The organism is Bacillus sp. FSL L8-0528 (genome assembly GCF_038593085.1).
GTDB lineage: Bacteria > Bacillota > Bacilli > Bacillales > Bacillaceae > Bacillus > Bacillus paralicheniformis.
The window spans coordinates 3,692,310-3,711,081 of record NZ_CP151961.1; the positions used below are offsets into that span (position 1 = coordinate 3,692,310).

General features: G+C 41.0%; 12 protein-coding genes and 1 pseudogene. 3 read left to right on the forward strand and 10 right to left on the reverse strand.

The window, feature by feature from the left end; all coding sequences use genetic code 11:
* Positions 1–8: 8 nt before the first annotated feature.
* The 4 genes from MHI30_RS18945 to MHI30_RS18960 all read right to left on the reverse strand — a co-directional run bounded on the left by MHI30_RS18945 (position 9) and on the right by MHI30_RS18960 (position 4,966).
* Positions 9–668 carry an exopolysaccharide biosynthesis polyprenyl glycosylphosphotransferase gene (locus MHI30_RS18945; protein ID WP_003185754.1) on the reverse strand — a complete coding sequence of 220 codons (660 nt, stop codon included), beginning with the start codon at positions 666–668 and terminating at the stop codon, positions 9–11.
* A gap of 231 nt (positions 669–899) precedes the next feature.
* On the reverse strand, positions 900–2,387 hold the full coding sequence (locus MHI30_RS18950; protein ID WP_011198357.1) for an N-acetylmuramoyl-L-alanine amidase: 1,488 nt from the start codon (positions 2,385–2,387) through the stop codon (positions 900–902).
* Positions 2,388–2,471: 84 nt separating this feature from the next.
* Entirely contained in the window at positions 2,472–4,616 is a 2,145-nt protein-coding gene (locus MHI30_RS18955; protein WP_003185760.1) for a SpoIID/LytB domain-containing protein, read from the reverse strand.
* 29 nt (positions 4,617–4,645) lie between these two features.
* Positions 4,646–4,966, reverse strand: coding sequence for a hypothetical protein (locus MHI30_RS18960; protein ID WP_003185762.1), 321 nt, complete (start codon positions 4,964–4,966; stop codon positions 4,646–4,648).
* 197 nt (positions 4,967–5,163) lie between these two features.
* On the opposite strand from MHI30_RS18960, the gene MHI30_RS18965 reads away from it, so the two are divergent.
* Complete coding sequence (locus tag MHI30_RS18965) at positions 5,164–6,093, forward strand: LytR family transcriptional regulator (RefSeq protein ID WP_075751502.1); 930 nt, start codon at positions 5,164–5,166, stop codon at positions 6,091–6,093.
* Between the two features lie 17 nt (positions 6,094–6,110).
* Here MHI30_RS18965 and wecB read toward each other — a convergent pair whose 3' ends face one another.
* Positions 6,111–7,250, reverse strand: coding sequence for a UDP-N-acetylglucosamine 2-epimerase (non-hydrolyzing) (wecB, locus tag MHI30_RS18970; RefSeq protein ID WP_075751503.1), 1,140 nt, complete (start codon positions 7,248–7,250; stop codon positions 6,111–6,113).
* A 376-nt stretch (positions 7,251–7,626) separates the two neighbouring features.
* Between wecB and galU the strand changes: the two genes are divergently transcribed.
* Positions 7,627–8,505, forward strand: coding sequence for a UTP--glucose-1-phosphate uridylyltransferase GalU (gene galU / locus MHI30_RS18975; protein WP_075751504.1), 879 nt, complete (start codon positions 7,627–7,629; stop codon positions 8,503–8,505).
* Positions 8,506–8,840: 335 nt separating this feature from the next.
* Here galU and tagH read toward each other — a convergent pair.
* From tagH to tagD, 5 genes and pseudogenes are all read right to left on the reverse strand, one after another.
* A pseudogene (tagH, locus tag MHI30_RS18980) lies at positions 8,841–9,746 on the reverse strand (teichoic acids export ABC transporter ATP-binding subunit TagH); the annotation flags it as partial.
* A 20-nt stretch (positions 9,747–9,766) separates the two neighbouring features.
* Positions 9,767–10,594, reverse strand: a complete 828-nt coding sequence (tagG, locus tag MHI30_RS18985; RefSeq protein WP_075751506.1) for a teichoic acids export ABC transporter permease subunit TagG — start codon at positions 10,592–10,594, stop codon at positions 9,767–9,769.
* 202 nt (positions 10,595–10,796) lie between these two features.
* Positions 10,797–14,414 carry a CDP-glycerol glycerophosphotransferase family protein gene (locus tag MHI30_RS18990; RefSeq protein ID WP_075751507.1) on the reverse strand — a complete coding sequence of 1,206 codons (3,618 nt, stop codon included), beginning with the start codon at positions 14,412–14,414 and terminating at the stop codon, positions 10,797–10,799.
* 549 nt (positions 14,415–14,963) lie between these two features.
* Positions 14,964–17,084 (reverse strand): CDP-glycerol glycerophosphotransferase family protein, encoded by a 2,121-nt coding sequence (locus MHI30_RS18995; protein WP_075751508.1) that lies wholly within the window; start codon positions 17,082–17,084, stop codon positions 14,964–14,966.
* Positions 17,085–17,225: 141 nt separating this feature from the next.
* A complete protein-coding gene (tagD, locus tag MHI30_RS19000; RefSeq protein WP_011198365.1) occupies positions 17,226–17,615 on the reverse strand; it encodes a glycerol-3-phosphate cytidylyltransferase in 390 nt (129 codons plus the stop codon).
* A 363-nt stretch (positions 17,616–17,978) separates the two neighbouring features.
* Here tagD and MHI30_RS19005 point away from each other — a divergent pair, with 363 nt between their 5' ends.
* Positions 17,979–18,758: a WecB/TagA/CpsF family glycosyltransferase gene (locus tag MHI30_RS19005; RefSeq protein ID WP_075751826.1), complete on the forward strand. Its 780-nt coding sequence runs from the start codon at positions 17,979–17,981 to the stop codon at positions 18,756–18,758.
* Positions 18,759–18,772: the final 14 nt, after the last annotated feature.

Below are 18,772 nucleotides of genomic sequence, written 5' to 3' on the forward strand. Positions count from 1 at the left end.
TCCTCGTATTATCTGGCTCCTTCGCCAGTCAATACTACTTTAATCGTTTTCAGCATAACCTTCAAATCGAGAAGAAACGTTAAATTCCGAATGTAATACAGATCGTGCACCAATTTTTCTCTCGGACTGATATCATAGCCTCCGTTCACCTGCGCAAGTCCCGTTAAACCCGGCTTAACGATTAAGCGGTTTTTAAATCCCGGAATTTCGTGGTGAAACTGAGCGGTAAACATCGGTCTTTCAGGCCTTGGCCCCACAATGCTCATGTCTCCGGCCAGCACATTGATCAACTGCGGAAGTTCATCGATTCTTGTTCTTCTTATAAAAGACCCGACTGCAGTGATGCGCGGATCATCCTTCTGAGCCCATTTCGCACCGGATTTTTCTGCGTCAATTCTCATAGAACGCAGCTTGATCACCTTGAAATGCTTCCCGTCTTTTCCGACGCGTTCCTGCCGGTATAACGGAGAACCCGGTGTTTCGATACAGATTAATATACAAAACAGCAGAATAAACGGCAGTGTAAGAGCGAGCCCAATCAAGGAAAGGACGATATCCATTATCCGTTTCATATATAAATAACGTACTGCTTTTTTAGATAGAGCACAGGAATAAGTTTGCTGGCTTGAATATTCATTGTACATTCTTAAACTTTTGTCGATACTCACTAGCATACACCTCGATTAGTATGTTACTGTTTGATCTATTCGTCAGTGTAGCATACGAACGTAAACACAATGTAAAGGAGTTATTAAAATTAGTAAATTCGTTGATTTTTTGTTAAAAATGCACCGCCTCCGTTTTATCTTTAATTTCACCAAAAATATCATACTATATAATAAAGACAAAACAAAGGCAGCATAGGCAATTTTTCGAAAAACGAGTTTTCTGTTTATATTTTAATAGTAAGCAACGATTCCGTCGTAAATCGCTTTAGCGCCTTTTTCTTTGTAAGTCGAGCTTTTGAGTTTTGTCGCATCGCTTACATTGCTGATAAACGCAAGTTCAACAAGGCAGCTTGGCATTTTTGATTCCCTGATGACATGGAAGTTGCCGATCTTTACACCGCGGTTTTTTGTATTCAATGCAACATAGAGACGGTTTTGAATCTCGGTTGCCAGCCGTTTGCTGTTGGCAGATTCATATGTTGTATAATAGTAGGTTTCTGTTCCGGAAGCAGCTGGCGTTGCCGAGTTTGCATGGATGCTGACAAACAAATCCGCATGATTTGACTGCGCTTTTGACACGCGCTGTGCGAGCGTCAGGTAAGTGTCGTTCGTTCTCGCCATAATTGGCAGAGCACCGCCGTTTGATAGTTTCGTATTAATTAATTTTGCAACATCAAGGTTCACGCTTTTCTCATATAAACCGTTGCCGACGGCACCGCTGTCTGTACCTCCGTGCCCTGCATCAATGAAGATTTTTTTGCCGACGATCGGATTCTTCAGCTGTGACACGACATTGGATTGAAGAGAAACCGTTCCGCCAAGCACAGTAAACGTCGTCATGTTTTTGGAACCGATCACTTCTCTTGTCGGTGTCGGCAAAGATGATGCATTCGTGAACATCATCGGACGGTTTTGCTTAGCCGCCAGAACAGATCCTGTTAATCCGTCGGCATACGCATAGCCGTTGCTGATGATTGCATTCTTGGCAGAAGAATAATATTTCTTGACGACATTGGCCGCGACTTCATAGCGGTTGCTGCCGCCGATCCGCGTCGGAGAAGCAAGCTGTTTGTAAACGCTGCTGGAGATGCTGACTTCACCGCCTACGACAATGGTCGATGTTGTTCCTTTGCTCTTCATCGCATTTTTTGTCGCTGTCGGTATGGAATTCGACGATGTTAAAAGAATCGGGATGCCGTTTCTCGCGGCATATGCGCCGATCGCAAGGCTGTCAGCATAGGCCGTCCCGTTTGCGATGACAGCTTTCGAATTGCTCGGCAGCTTATTCGCAATATTCGCCGCAACCTCGTAGCGATTCGCTCCGCCGATGCGTTCGACAGATGACACACCAAGCTTTTTGATCTCGCTTACGACACCGTTTTGAACGCTGACGGTTCCGCCGATTACGATCACTTTGCTAGGTTTTAATTGACTGATTCGGTTTTTAGTGGCCGTTGGCAGTTTAGACGCTTCCGTTAATAGAACAGGCGCGTTGTTTCGATAGGCAAATGGAGTCGCTGAAAGGACGTCTGCATATGCCTTTCCATTTGCAACAATCACAGTGCTTGCACTTGTCCACCCCTGCTTGGAAACGTTCACCGCAACCTCATATCGGTTTGCACCGTCTAATCTTGTGACAGAGTTGGCCGCAAATACATTAGGCACAAACAAAAAGAACCCTAACAACAACATAGGTACAGCTTTAAGAAAAACCCTCAAAAAAATAACCTCCAAAAATGTAAATGTTATGTTTTCCCCTGAACATGAACAGAGGAGGCACTGCTGCCTCCTGTTCAAACTCTATTAATAGCTTGATAGAGTCGTATTTGGATAGTAGAAACTTAAAATCTTCTTGTAATCGTGCCCGGCAGCAGCTCTGGCATTTGCTCCGTACTGACTCATGCCGATGCCGTGTCCGAATCCTTTACCGCTGAGAGTAAAAGCGTTCGTATTGCTGGATACAGAAGCATACGTGCTCTTCATATTCATGCCGCCCAGCATCGATCTTAATTGAGTCGTCGTCACGGAAATCGTCGCTGTTTTTTCTGAAAGTTTTCCGTTTGATAGAACATAGCCATTTGATTTTTCTTTAACAAAGTAAGAAAACTTCACCTCTGCTGTTTTCGGCCGCTGACCGGCAGTTTTTGCGCTGCTCAGGGTCAGGCTTGAGATTTTCGTAATCTTAATAGATTCTGCACTAGGATATTTATTGGTAATAAACCAGCTTTTCAGTCCAGACAAATAGGCGGAGTTCGTTTCATTTGTCGTATTCCACCATGTGCCAGGGCTGCTCAGGTTTAAGCCGCTGGTATTGATCTGCGTCCTATTCAAGGAAATCGACCAGCTGTTTTGCGGGTCATATGTATCCGCTTTGGCAATTAAATATGGCACACTGCCGCCCCATACCTCTGCGCTTGCTTCCGTATATCCCCCGTTGCTTGACGAGTAAACGGCTGAAATCAAATTGCCGTTATATTTTAAAACTTGTCCTTTTGTGGCATTTACAACGCTGGATGTCTTCGAATTCCAGTCGTATCCTCCGTATACTTGAAACGCCTGCGTATCGGCCACTACTTTTCCTGCGGAACCGACCGAATAAGTTCTCGCCGCCACCGCTTGGGCTTTTAACGCTTCCGTCTGCCAGCTTGCCGGCATTTCGTGCGGCACAACACCTTTTAAATAATCTTCGAACGGAATGTTTTCGTTTATCGGCCGAACATATTTGCTTGATTCAATCGTAAACTTCATCTTGCCTAAATAAGGCCTTCCGTTGATGCTGATGGAATTTGACGTCGAATATTTTTTAGGTGATGCCGTAAATGACGTTCCAAGCGTTTTGACGGCTCTATTATTTTTATAGAGCACAAGCTTTCCGCTCGACACGTTAACAGAGTATCCGTCTCCGGTAAACATATCTGCCAGGCTATTTTTCAATGAATCCGTGATCGAGGTGGTCCCCCCAAGCAAAGCAAAAGACTGTGTTCCTTTTTTCGCGACTACATCTGCAACAGGTGTCGGCAGGCTGCCCGCTTGGACAAGCAGCAAAGGATGCTTTTGTTTGGCAGCAAGGACGGAACCGGCCAGCGCATCCGCAAAAGTCGTTCCATTAGACATGAAAACCTTTGATGCGTTCATGTTAAGCGTGTTGACAATGTTCGCTGACACTTCGTATCTGTTCGCTCCGCCGATGCGGGTAACAGCCGCTTTTTTCTTTAATGTGTTTTCAACGCCTGTGCTGACACTCAACGGACCGCCGACGATCGTAACCTTGCTCGGAATATTGTAATCGCTTCGGATTGTATTATTCCCTGAGAGCAGTATCGGATAACCGTTCATTGCCGCATAAGGCGCGATAGACAGAGCGTCGGAAAAGACTAAGCCGGTGGCAACAATCGCTTGGCTGTAGGACCCCATCCGGCTCGCGATGTTTTTGGACACATCATAGCGGTTGGCGCCGCCGATGCGGTCAATTGCCCCATACTTTTTCAGCGTGTTTTCAACATTTTTGGAAACGCTCGTTGTTCCCCCGATAATTAAGATATTATCAGGCTTCATCTTGGCAATTTGAGTTTCGGTTTTCGCCGTCAGCGTACCCGCATCCGTTAATAGAATCGGCGCATCGTACTTCTTTGCAAGCGGAGTTGCAGAAAGCGCGTCCGCAAAAGCGTCCCGATTGACAACCACGACAGTGCTCGGGTTCGTCCATCCGGCAGATGCGACATTGTTTGCCACATCGAAGCGGGTCGCCCCGCCGTACCGCTCTGTCGCGGCGATTCCCGAGCCCGGGATTTCGTATGCGCCGGTAATGTCGACATCAACGCTTGATTTATTGCCCAAATAATTGCTTAACTTTACCGAAATGGTTTTGTCGGCAGCCTGGGCAGATTGTGTAAACATCAGAGCTGCGGCAGTTACTGACGACAGAAGCAGAAGCTTCATCTTTTTCAAAACGTTATGTACCCCCTTGATTCAGCTCTTTATTTTGTTTCGATGCTTTTCAGCTCCAAAACGCCATTTTCACCTTTTGTATATTGGACTTCGACTTTTTTGCCTTCTTCAATGGAATTGACTTTGTCCTGAAGATCTTCATCGACTTGAAGCGTTGTTTCTTTGCCGTCAATGTTCACCGCAATTGTGTGGCTGTCAGCCAACCCCGCGAATGAACCTTCTTTAGTGACGGTTTCTTCAGAGGCCGCATTTTTATTGTCTGAGCTTGACTTGTCCTCCGATTGGCCCGAAGTGCCGCAGGCTGACAACAAAAGCAGCATTGATAATGTTAGAACTATGAGTTTTTTCATCTTCTTCACCTCTCCCTTTTTATCGACAAATTCCAACAGATTCTTTAATTATAGCGAAAAATTTTGCAGATTGATTGGTTTTTTTGAAACATTTTTCTAATGATTTCGTCTATCCAAAAGGACACATATAAATTTTTGTTGTTTTCGAATTTTAAGAAACTTATAATCAAAGTAGACTATTAAAAGGTGAGGGCTATATGAGAGCTGAAAAGAGGAAGAAAAAGAAAAAAATTCTATATACAATTATCGCTTTGATTGGCATTTTCGTTCTCAGCACAGGCAGTTATGCCTATTACTTATGGCATAAAGCGGCATCTACTGTAGCGAACATTCATGAAAATATTAACAAATCAAAAAAACGCGATTCAGCTGTTGACATTGATAACCATGACCCGTTTTCCGTGCTTCTCATGGGTGTCGATGAACGGGACGGTGATAAGGGGCGCGCAGACTCCCTCATCTATATGACGGTGAATCCGAAAACGAAAACGACTGAAATGGTCAGCATCCCGAGGGATACGTATACTGAAATTATCGGCAAAGGCAAGATGGATAAAATCAACCACTCCTACGCATTCGGCGGCGTTCAGATGACGGTAGACACGGTTGAGAACTTCCTCGATGTTCCTGTCGACTACTTTATCAAAGTCAATATGGAAAGCTTCAAGGATGTCGTAGATACGCTCGGCGGCATTACTGTAAACAGTACATTCGCTTTCAACTACGACGGATATTCATTCGGCAAAGGCGAGATTACGCTGAACGGAAAAGAAGCGCTCGCTTATACGAGAATGAGGAAAGAGGACCCGAACGGCGACTTCGGGCGCCAGAACAGGCAGCGTCAAGTCATCGAAGGTATCATTAACAAAGGCGCCAATATATCATCCATCACGAAATTCGGAGATATGTTCAAAGTGATCGAAAACAACGTTAAAACGAATCTCACGTTTGACAATATGTGGGATATCCAATCCGGCTATAAAGAAGCCCGCTCAAAAGTCATCCAGCATGAGCTCAAAGGCGACGGCACAAAAATCAACGGAATCTATTATTACAAAGCCGACGAAAGTTCCCTTTCCGACATTACAGCTGAATTGAAAGAAAGCCTTAATAAAAAAGCTTCCTGAAAAGGAAGCTTTTTTTATTAGTCTTTAAACACATCAGGCCGCGTGCTTCGGTATCCGTACCGATAAAGCAGCACCTCTGCAATTCGCCGCGAAGCCTGTCCGTCCCCGTACGGGTTTGAAGCCCGGGACATTTTGCGATATTCATCTTGATCGGTCAACAGCTGTTTAGTCAGCTGATAAATCTTATCTTCATCCGTACCTGCCAGTTTAAGCGTCCCGGCCTGAACGCCTTCAGGCCGTTCCGTCGTATCGCGAAGCACGAGAACCGGCTTTCCGAGCGACGGCGCTTCTTCCTGCACCCCTCCCGAGTCGGTGAGGATGAAGTGAGCTTCAGCCGCAAAGTTGTGAAAATCAATGACTTCGAGCGGCTCTATCAGATGGACCTTCTCCAAATCGCCGAAATGCTTTGCAGCCGCTTCACGAACAGCGGGATTGAGATGAACAGGATAAACAACCTGTACGTCGTCAAATTCTTCGACGATCCGCCTGATCGCTTTAAACATGTTTTCCATCGGCTTACCTAAATTTTCACGGCGGTGGGCGGTAAGTAAAATCATCTTTTCATTTCCTATTTTTTCAAGAACAGGATGTGAATAGCCGTCCCTCACTGTTGTGTGAAGCGCATCGATTGCCGTATTTCCAGTGACGAAAATCGTCTCCGGGTCTTTATTTTCACGGAGCAGATTCTTTTCGGCCTGCTCTGTCGGCGCAAAATGAAGATCGGCAATCGATCCCGTCAGCTGCCTGTTCAGCTCTTCGGGAAACGGCGAGTATTTGTTTCCGGTCCTGAGCCCCGCCTCTACATGGCCGACGGAAATCTGGTGATAATAAGCGGCAAGACTTCCCGCAAATGTCGTTGTCGTATCACCGTGAACAAGCACAATATCCGGTTTGATAGACTGAAACAGCTCGTCCAGCTTCACAAGCGCATTAGACGTAATTTCAGCCAGCGTTTGCCTTTCTTTCATGATATTCAAATCAAAATCAGGCTTTATGTTAAAAGCTTCAAGCACCTGGTCAAGCATTTGCCTGTGCTGGGCTGTAACCGTCACATAAGACTCAATTTCGGGATATTTTCTTAATTCTAGCACGAGCGGAGCCATTTTTATGGCTTCAGGGCGCGTGCCGAATACTGTCATGACTTTTAGTTTCTTCATTTTTCTATCACCTGTTTTCTGTATGAACAGCTTTTTTAAGAATCGTCTGCTGAATCGATTGATTACCGCTTTGCCCGTGTTTTCTCGTTGGAATTAATCCCGCCCATCGATTGCTTATGGACGATATTCTCATCATAAAACATCCGTTGATCAAACCGCAACCATCCTTGTTGAAGAATGAGATTTCCCTTCATTATATAACATCTTTACGCTTTATACCTGTTTATACTTGTTTAAGAATTGTTTTTCTTATATGATGAGTTTGTAATTGTAATTTTTCGGGGTATACCATACATATATTCAGCATACTCTCCGCTTGCTAAAGCGTATTTTTTCTCGCTGAGTAGAAAACATAGTTTAAGGAAGGTGTATTGAGTTGAAGAAAGTTCGTAAAGCGATTATTCCCGCAGCAGGCCTTGGAACACGTTTCCTCCCTGCAACGAAAGCGATGCCTAAAGAAATGCTTCCAATCGTAGATAAGCCAACCATTCAATATATTATTGAAGAAGCCGTTGAAGCCGGCATTGAAGACATTATCATCGTAACCGGTAAAAGCAAACGCGCGATTGAAGATCATTTCGATTTCTCACCGGAGCTCGAACGAAACCTGGAGGAAAAAGGCAAAACTGAACTGCTTGAAAAAGTAAAGAAAGCGTCTAATCTCGCTGACATCCACTATATTCGCCAAAAAGAACCAAAAGGACTCGGACATGCCGTTTGGTGCGCTCGCAACTTTATTGGGGACGAGCCGTTCGCAGTGCTTCTTGGAGACGATATTGTCCAAGCGGAAAAACCAGGCCTTCGCCAGCTGATGGACGAGTACGAAAAAACTCTCTCATCCGTTATCGGCGTTCAGCAAGTGCCTGAAGACCAAACGCACCGCTACGGGATTATTGATCCTCTGACAAACGAAGGGCGCCTATACCAGGTCAAAAACTTCGTTGAAAAACCAAAACCGGGAACAGCACCGTCTAACCTTGCGATTTTGGGACGGTATGTCTTTACTCCTGAAATTTTCATGTACTTAGATAAACAGCAAATCGGCGCGGGCGGAGAGATCCAGCTGACAGATGCGATTCAGAAGTTAAACGAAATCCAGCGCGTATTCGCTTATGACTTTGAAGGCAAACGCTATGACGTCGGAGAAAAACTCGGTTTTATCCAGACAACTCTCGAATTTGCCATGCAGGACAGCGAACTGAAGGATTCACTAATTCCATTTATGCAGGATCTTCTGGCAAAAGAAGAAGTTTAATAAAAAAGCTATTGGATGGATATCCAATAGCTTCAGATTATTGAAAAAATCCCAAAACTGCTCTTAGTTTTGGGATTTTTTCATCATTCTTTCAGCGTGATTGAAAACCCTTGCAGTCTAGGAAGGCCGAGCATCGGAAGCTGACTTTCACAGGATGTGATGACGGCGGCGTTCAGGCAGGACGCCTGGGCGGTTAGCCGCTGATCCTTCTCCTATTCGTGAGCACCGACGCGCAGGCCTGACAACGAATGCGAGGGTTTGTCGACACGCTGACGCTATTGGATGGATATCCAATAGCTTTTTATAATATCATCTACGCGCCTTTTCTTTTAAACAAACATCGCTCCGGCGGCCAATACGGCCAGGATGGACAAACCCGCAATCGGAATGATATTTGCCAAAGATTTTTGTTTTTTCTTGTCTTTTTCCCGATGAGCAAGATCTTCTTCAGACAAGACCTGTTTGCGGCTGGCTAATTGTTCTTTTTTATATTTGTCTTTCTCTTTTTTGGAAAGCTTTTTAAACCAGCTTATAAATTCTTTATATTCCTTTACGACCGTCTTTGTGTCATCAAACATGCGCAGCTCACCATTATCGATCCAGGCGACCCGATCGCAAATTTTCTCAATTTGACCGATTGAATGGCTGACGAAGAAAATGGTCTTTCCTTGATTTTTAAACTCGGTAATTCTGTCAACACATTTATCATAGAAGGTTTGGTCCCCTACTGACAATGCTTCGTCAATAATTAAAATATCAGGATCGATATGCACTGAGATCGCAAAGCCGAGCCGGGATTTCATCCCGCTGGAGTAACTTTTGACCGGCTGATTGATAAACTCGCCGATTTCTGCGAATTCAACGATGCTGTCATACATCTCATCAATTTCTTTATTTGTGAGACCCATCATTAAGCACTTGAGACGAATGTTGTCTCTGCCCGTCAGCGCGTTGTTTAATCCTGCGGAAATCGCAATCAGGGACGGCTGTCCGTTCATTTCGATTTCACCGCTTGTCGGCGGAATGATTTTTGCCAGCAGGTTGGACATCGTCGATTTTCCCGATCCGTTAATCCCTACAAATCCGATCGTCTCCCCTTCATACACGTCAAAGGAGACATTCCGCACAGCAAAAAAACCTTTATCCTTAATCGGAAAAAACAGCCCTTTAATTTTATCCGATTGTTTTTCATAAAGCTGATACTGTTTTGAAACATTTCGAAACGAAACTTTTAGTTTCATCATTAAAATCTCCTTACGTATTAAAGAAAGTCAACAAACCTGTCCCTGAATTTCATATGCAAGACAGCTCCTACAGTCAAGAGCAATAATGTGAAAGCCCAGAAATACAGCATGTAAGTTGCATCTTCGAAAAACCAGCTTCCGCCGAGAAAACTGTTTCTGAATCCGTCGATAATATAAAAAAGCGGATTCAGCTTAATCACGTTCAACAATGCCGGGTGCTTGTCCCCCAGCTGCGTGGAAATATCCCAAAAAATCGGCAGCAGGAAAAACAACAGCCTTGTCACAGATTGCAGCAGGAACTGATAATCCCTGACCAGCACACTGATCGTTGAATTAAACAAACTGAATGCGAACATAAAAACAATCATGCAAAACAAATAGTAAATATATTCAAGCCAATGAAGATTTGGATAAATGCCAAACGCAAGCAGCACAATGACATAAATTGCCATCATCACAAAATAGCTGAACAGGTTAGCCGCAATCGCCACTGAAGGAAGAGAGCTGATTGGAAAATTCATTTTGGCCACCATGTTGATTCGCTTATATACACTGTTTGAACCATCAAGAATCGTCGGGCTGATAAAAAACCAGGGAATCAAACCGGCAAGCATCCATATGATGAAAGGCACTTCTCCGACGCCTGTAATCATCTCACTGCTCTTTCTGATTCCGATCCCAAATACAAACCAATAAGCCAGCATCTGAATGAGCGGATTCAAAAACTGCCATAACACGCCCAAGTAATTCATTTGATATTTTGATTTTGTTTCGTAAGCCGCCAAACGCAAGGTTAAAGGAAACGATGTTACTTGTTCTTTCAGTATTTTCACTAATGCATTCATTCTAATCTTCCTTAAGGGATTAAGATTTGGGCTGTAAAAGAACCCTAATTAAAAGCACTGCTCTTTATTGTAACAGATGATCAGTTTTTTTTCACTTTCGGGGCCAATTCAAACCTCATAAAAGCTCCAAATTCCGGAACCACTTCACCGATTCAGTAATACTAAAAAGCAAATGTTGAGGCATTTGCCTCAACATTTTCTGTTAATTTAAAACTTTGTAGAAAGTATCCATAGCTTTTTTATTATACTCATTATAATCAAAGGCTTGCATGACTGTATTAATCTCTGTTCGTACTGTTTTTAAACCATTTTCAAGTCCAGCTATACTATCATCTACTAAGGTTCCGTATCTGCCGTTTTCTAAAACTGTTCTATTGGCAATAATGTCAGTTGCCAATATTCTCATTCCTAAAGTCATGGCCTCTAATAATACCATTGGTTGTCCTTCATAATGGGAAGACAATACAAAACAGTTGCACATTTTCATGAAATCAAACGGATTTTCCAGTTGTCCTACCAGATAGACGTGATCTTGAAGTTCTAAACTGTCCACTATTTTTTGGAGATCTTTCCTTAAAGGTCCGTCCCCTAAAATATAAAGCCTGCTATCAGGATAACTCTGAATATGTGTATGGAAAGCTTTTATTAAATTATCCTGCCCTTTTTCAGGAGAAAGTCTGCCCATATTTACAAAGTTGTAGTTACATTCAGATGGATAAGGAATGAGAGTCTTACCTACTTTTATTCCAGGAGGCTCAATTACATTTAAAGCTTTGCGCCCTATCCATCCCAACACTTCATTATTTAAGACTGCTTTGCAATAAGTGCCTTCTTGTGTAAGAGCTTCTTCAACAATTTCCACTTCTTTTTCATTAAATTTTTGATAGTCTTCTATAGGTGTGCATCCAGGTAAAGCGAAAGGTTTATTGTAAATGAAATCAGTTTCGCTTAAGTTCACAATCGCACTGTATTCCACTTCTCTGCTTCTTGCAATGATAGGCTCTTCTATAATATTAAAGGCTTTAGAGTCCAACCACCCAATTGCTTTTCCATCTGCAAAGAATCGGTAGTACTCACCTTCTTTTGTCTTATGGCTTTTTTTGATAATGACAATGGTATCGTTAAATTCTTCAGCAGTGGATATTTCTTTACACCCGTTATTAGGATAGGCTTTGGTCCAGATTGTATAATTTTCGCCATTTGTAATAGTCGCGAATAAATTCAGCTTTATTTCTTCTAATGTTCTGTTCTCCAGCCCTTGGATAATCTTTGAGTGTTCTTCATAATTTTTACGCTTAATTTTGGCCTTTTCTTTGTTTATCGCAGATTGTTTTTCTGTATCTTCTGGATGCGGTTCATACTCTTTTACAATTCTCAATGCTGAGTTATCAATCCATCCTATTAATACATCATTAATATATATTCTGCTGTAGAAAGAATGCTGAGTTCTGACTTCTTTATCTACCTCGACGATAATCCCTTTATATTGTTTGCTGGAAGATACTTTTTCTACGTCTAATGTTTTATAAGGTTTATTCCAGATATCGTTTCCATTAGGGTGTTGAATGACTGCCAGTCTATTCACTTTCTTTTCCAGTAAAATACTGTCTGGCAATAATTCAAAAGCCTCTTGGTTCAGCCACCCAATAATACTGTCATTTATAGTAAATTTATAAAACACGTTTCCATCACACGTATGCGCTTCTCGTATTATGGCGACTTCTTTATTTTCAAATTCCTTAGCCGGTGTTAATTTTTGGTTCGCCTTATCATACAGTGAATTGATAATGGAGAAGTCTTCACCATTTACAATCTTTGCCCTTGCTTTAAAACTTTTAATGGGTATGATTTCATCAGGATTTTGTTCAGCGATTGCTGAATTCTCAGTGTCCTTTTCTTTTAAATGATCAATCCCGAGAATTTTTTCAGGATTAATGGAGTTCATTATATAATCAAATTTATCCTCATCAGCATAAATCGAAAGATTCTTTTTGTTTAACTCCATCGTTCCCTTTGAAACACTTACCAGCTTATCAAATTTATTATAAATAGAGAATAATCCTCTTAGATTGATTTTGTGCGGGCGACGTCCATTAACTAATCTTTCACTATCTGACAAAAGGTCATTGTGCATGTAGCAAATCTTCTTTTTTGCATCAGCACAAACTAAATACTTGGCCCAGTATAAGCTGTAACCGCTGAAATCAATTACATAATCAAATTTAGATTTTCCAAAAAGCCTTTTATGTTCTCTTAAATATGCATCCTCCGGGAATAACTTCTTTTCAAGTTTCCCGTTAGCTCCCCTATTGTGCACCAGCTTATCTTTATATACATCATACAGCGTGTAAACTGGTAAACCGGGCTTAAATATAAACCTGACATTTTTATTCACTTTGTTGATATTGTTTAGAACCTCTCTTGAGTGCGGAGTTTTCATAAAACAGCTTACATCATATTTATCAAAGTCAATATTATTCATTAGATTAAGAAAGGAAGAAGTAATGCCGTTATTTTTCATTCCTCCCGGATAGATCAAGATCTTTTCTTTCTTTTTATCCAGATCTCTTATTACATTCAATTGTCCCTTGTTTTTAAAGATTTTCTCAACTACTCTTTTAGTAACATTTCCGTCGTCGTGATTTGTAAATTTCACTTTATTCTTTTTATAATTTGTTTCAAATTCTGATTTCACTTTATCAATATTACCAATCGATTCGACTAATTCCCTCACATTGTACAGGACCGGACCCGGAAGATCTTCATTCTCAATATATTTCCCTCGTTGCTTATTGTAGTCATCCGCATCCCACATATAAAACAAAATTGGCCGATCAGTGACAAGAAAATCAAAAAATATACTGGAATAGTCAGTTATTAATATGTCAACAGCGCTTAACAACTGGTTAGTGTCAATAAAGTCAGGTATCAGTTTTCCTTTCAGCTCTGAAACTTTGGAAGCCTCACTATATAAAAATGGGTGAACTTTAATTAACACATTATATTCACTGCCGATTTTCTCCTCTAAATAATTCATATCAGAAATAATTTGAAAAACGTCGTTTTTTACTTTTGATACACTATTCCCTTTCCATGTTGGAGCGTATAAGATCGTTTGCTTTTCATTTGAGATCCGCACACTTAAATCTTTTAAATAACTTTTAAACTCTTCAGGGTTGGTGTTAAGAGTGAAATCGATCCTTGGATAGCCTTCTTCAATAATCTCGCCGCTGTACAGCCCTTCTAACTTATAGCTGTTCACAAACATATTGGTAGTATGTTTATTTGGACTCAGAAGGTAATCTGCACTTATAAAGTTTCTAAGTACGTTTTGTGAATGGGCTGGATTTCCGGGAATATCAAATCCCATGCTTTTCAACGGCGTTCCATGCCACGTGTTTATATATACTTGTTCTTCTTTGCATATAAAAAATGACTGTAATGTAGAGTTATTGATTAGATACTTTGCAGTAGCCAAGTATTCCAGGTATTTATCTGAATTTCTTTTAACAAACTCAACATTCGGCATATCTTTATACTTGGAGATAACCGGCTCAAGCGTTTCAAAATCTGCAATAGTCCAAATATGCCTATAATGTTTGAATTCTGGATTTTTTATCAAATAGTCAAATATTGCAAAAGGACTGTCAGTGATACTATTCCCGTCACGGCTTTCATACAAGATTGTGTTATCCACAACATTCAACTTTTTATAAAATTTAGCGTATTTATTGTTTCTTCTATGATTTCCTTTTTTGAGATAGTTCTCAATAGGGTCTTTAATGAATTTTACTTTTCTTTTCAAAACTTTTTTGTTCATTTTTTTCTTGTCTCCTTCAGGATTACATACGTATTCTTTTATTATAAGAAGTTTTTATTTGAAATTTAGTCTATTTGTTCAATTTACTCAAAAGCCATTATTTGTATTTTGGAACATTTTCATATTATGAAAAATCAGATTTTCCGAGTGATTGTTAATGGCAAGAAAAAAAGAAGTAACATACATCACTTCTAAAAATAATGTTACCATTCCAAACTAATTACCACTGAAATTTTAACATTCCCGCAAAAAATATTAAACCTGTTTTTGCTTTACAGCATCTGTTGATTTCACAACATCTCCAAACACTATATTAAATCTTTGACTGTTGATTATTTTTATGATAAAAATTATAATAGCATAAGTTTGCTTAAAAGTTAAGACCATTTAGGGAATTAGGAATCCTATTTTTGTAACATTTTACCTGGAAAATTTTTGCTCTCATAGAGAATATTTTTTATCCTCTGAAAACCTCGCCTTCTTTCTTTATTGTTATCAGAGGATATTTTACAAAAAAGCCATTACAGAATGCAATGGCTTTTTTTGTATTTATTCAAATACTGTTTTCACAACTTTTTCCGAAGAATTGCCCGTCTCCAGGTAACAAAACTTTTCATGAAAAGGCTCAAAAATGTCAGGCAGACGATAGTCAGATGTCTCTGTTTCCTTAATTTTCTCAATTACTTCTTCGGTCGTTTTGACTAACGGACCCGGTGCTTCTTGTTCAAAGTCAAAATAAAAGCCGCGCAGCTTGTCACGATAAGTTTCGATGTCTGGAACAAAGAAAATCATCGGCCGTTTTAGATTTGCGAAATCAAAGAATACTGAAGAGTAATCTGTTATTAATAAATCAGATACCATATAAAGTTCGCGAATATCTTCGTATGATGAGAAGTCATAGGCAAATCCTTTGTATGGCGAAAGGTCAAAGTTTTCTGCGACTAAATAGTGCATTCTTAAAACGATGACGTAATTATCGCCGATCTCCTCTCGCAGCTTATCCAAATTCAAATCAAGGTCAAATTTGTATTTTCCTTTTTTATAGAACTGATCGTCCCGCCATGTCGGTGCATATAAGATGACCTTTTTATCCTCGGGGATATTCATTTTTCTCTTTATGGCCTTCATCGTTTCTGGGCGGTTGTCTGTATACAGAAAGTCATTTCTCGGGTAGCCGGACTCAATCATTGTTTTGTTGAATTGAAAAGCACGGGCAAAGATTTCGGTTGAATAACGATTCGGGGATATTAAATAGTCCCACTTCGATGCTTCTTTAGTGAAATTTTGCTTGTACTTCTCAGTGTTGGTGCCCGGCATGTGCACTTCTTCCATATCGACGGCAAGCCTTTTCAGCGGAGTCCCGTGCCATGTCTGCACATATGTCGTGTGCTTTGGTTTTGGAATCCATAAAGGAAGCCGGCTGTTTACAACCCAATACTCCGCTCTTGCCATGGCAAACAGCCACTTCAGCGTGAATCGGTGAATATAAGGAACGTTTTTTTCTTCGAAAATCTCTGTATAACTCGGGTTTACACTCCATATTAAGTTGTATTCCGGATGATGTTCCTTCATATATTCGTAAATGGCTCTCGGATTGCAGCTGTACTGCTTGCCGGCAAAGCTTTCAAAAATGACGGTTTTCTTTTTAACAGGCAGTTTGCCGGCCAGTCCAAAAGTAAAATAGTAGGCTCTCTTCACCATGCCCGAAATCTTTTTCTTTACTTTATTCTTGCCTTTGCGAATGACTGACATCAGCCTTTTGCTTTTTCCTTTCGCAAAATAAACCGCACGGGTTTTGATCGTATAGTCGTTCATTCTTAGGCGCATGCCCCTTTTTCGTTTCTGCGGATAGATGTGGAAACGAGCTGGTCCTTTTTTTGTGTCAACAATTGAAAAACGGTCTATATCATCTATAAGCCTGAATGCCCTGCTTTTTATAACGATTTCCTCCCCTGTTACAGCATCTTCACCTACGTACTCTATAAAAAACTGAAAGAAAGCAGGCATCCTGTTCTCTTCATAAAGCTTTTTCAAATCAATTTCCGCCTCGAATCCAACGGCGTGACCTGAATCGCCGCGCTGAACGTCTTTTAAAGGAAAATCAAAAACCCTTTCCTCATCTTTTTGACTAATTTCCTTTAAAACCAGCCTTCTGCTTTTTATCATCGAACGTGCTTCCGCATCAAGCAGAAAAGTATAGCCTTCGATCATTAGTTTTCCTTCGGAGCTTAACTTAATGCCGTCCGTTTCCGCCACTGCTTTTCTCCTTAGAACATCAAGAGCAAAATGGCCTTTACGTGTCGTATACGGCAAATAAATGAACTGATTGGCTCGATCTTGATGCCAAGACAGCTCTATCGGTTTTGAGGCTGTGTAAATCCTCTTTTTACATTGATTTTTTTCATTATTTTCATATATCACATAAAAATCGATGACCGTTTCGTCTATCATCAGATTAGATAGATCATCTAAAGATATCTCCGCTGCTTTCAACTGCTTTGAATCGCTTATGTTGTTACAAATTACACGCATCTCTTTTTTCGAATTGCGGTTAACTGCCAAAACACCGACATGATCAAGAGAGACAGAACTTTCGAACGCAAAATAGAGGCAAGCATCGTTCATTTTTATTTCCCGCAGCTGAAATTCTATCGGAATTGCACTATCCATAAGATCAGTCTACTCCTCTTTTTTATTCAAAAGCAAAGCTGTTCATACTTATTATATTAAAATGACTCGTATACGAAACAAAAAGCACTTCTTATTATGTTTAAGAAGTACTTTTTGAATTTTTATTAAGCTGATCCGGCATTACAGGTTCGCGATTTCCTCTTTAATCTTCGTCGTGGAAATCCCTTCGGTTCTCGGAAGGTAAACAACCTCGCAGTAATCCTTCAGGAAGTCGAATTTTCCTTCCCAGTCATCCCCCATGACAAATACATCGATGTCATGGTCGATCACATCTTGTACCTTTTGATCCCAGTTTTTTTCTGGGATGACTTCGTCTACGTAGCGGATCGTTTCTAGAATGAGCTTGCGGTGCTCATAGCTGTGATAAGCTTTTTTCTGCTTTTGAAGATTGAATTCGTCAGTCGAAATCGCGACGACGAGATAATCCCCCAATTGTTTTGCCCGTTCCAATAACTTGATATGTCCCCAATGCAATAAATCAAACGTTCCATATGTGATGACTTTCTTCATTGTCATGCGCTCTCCTTTCTAATCTTAAGGCGAAAAGCTATATTGATATATCAAAAACACTCGATAAGTTACATTCATTTCACAGGTCTTTACTGATCATTCATTATAGCACATCGCCTATCAAACGTTAAGTATTGTTTACGGTAAATGAAATTCCAAATTTTATTTTAAAAAATCGAGCCCTTTCTGAATAAGACGTAAAAAATCTTAATCTAATGTAAAGATATTGTTAAGCTTTTATGAATGATCTATGCTAAAATATACGTTAGACCTCCTGAATTTTTGGGCTGGTCTCTTAAACTTCGACTTTCATACATTCGTATATACTTACACTTCTTAACCGGAAGGAGGAAAAAAACTATGCTGCAAACGGAAACGGTTCATCATCTTGCATATGTTAACGGGGATTTGCCCGGATTTTTGAATCATCTTGAAGAATCCTTTATCGACCGCAATGAGGGGGCATTTATCGCAACGGTAAACCCTGAGATCGGGTATGCGGCTGCAAAAGACAAGGATTATTATCAAACAGTTTCATCTGCTGACTTTATCCTGCCTGACGGAATCGGCATCGTCCTGACGTCAAGGCTGATCAACAGCAGATTAAAATCGAGGATCGCGGGGTACGATGTATTTATCAACCTCCTGAGCCTGGCTGACCGCAAAAAGAAAAGAGTCTTTTTATACGGGGCCAAACAAGAGGTTATTCAAGCGGTTGCCGATCGGCTTTCAACCGAATATCCCGGAATTGAGCTGGCCGGGTACTCACACGGCTATGTCAAAGACAAAGGCAAAGTTGCGAAGCAAATCGCGGCAGCCAAGCCGGACATGGTTTTTGTGGCTCTCGGATATCCGCATCAGGAAAAGTTTATTTATGAACATAAGCATTTATTTCCTCAGGCGATTGCGATCGGCATCGGCGGGAGCTTCGACGTGTTCAGCGGAAAAGTGAAAAGAGCACCGAAAATGTTCATCAAGCTGAATCTTGAATGGATGTACCGCCTGCTGACCAATCCGACGAGGTGGAAGCGGATGCTGAACATCCCGAAATATGTCTTTTCCGTTCTGAAAGAGGAAAGAGTTCAAAAACAGCGGCACTACTATCCGGAGCAGATCAAAGAGCAATCCAAAATCGATTTGTAGAAAAGAGTCTGGGT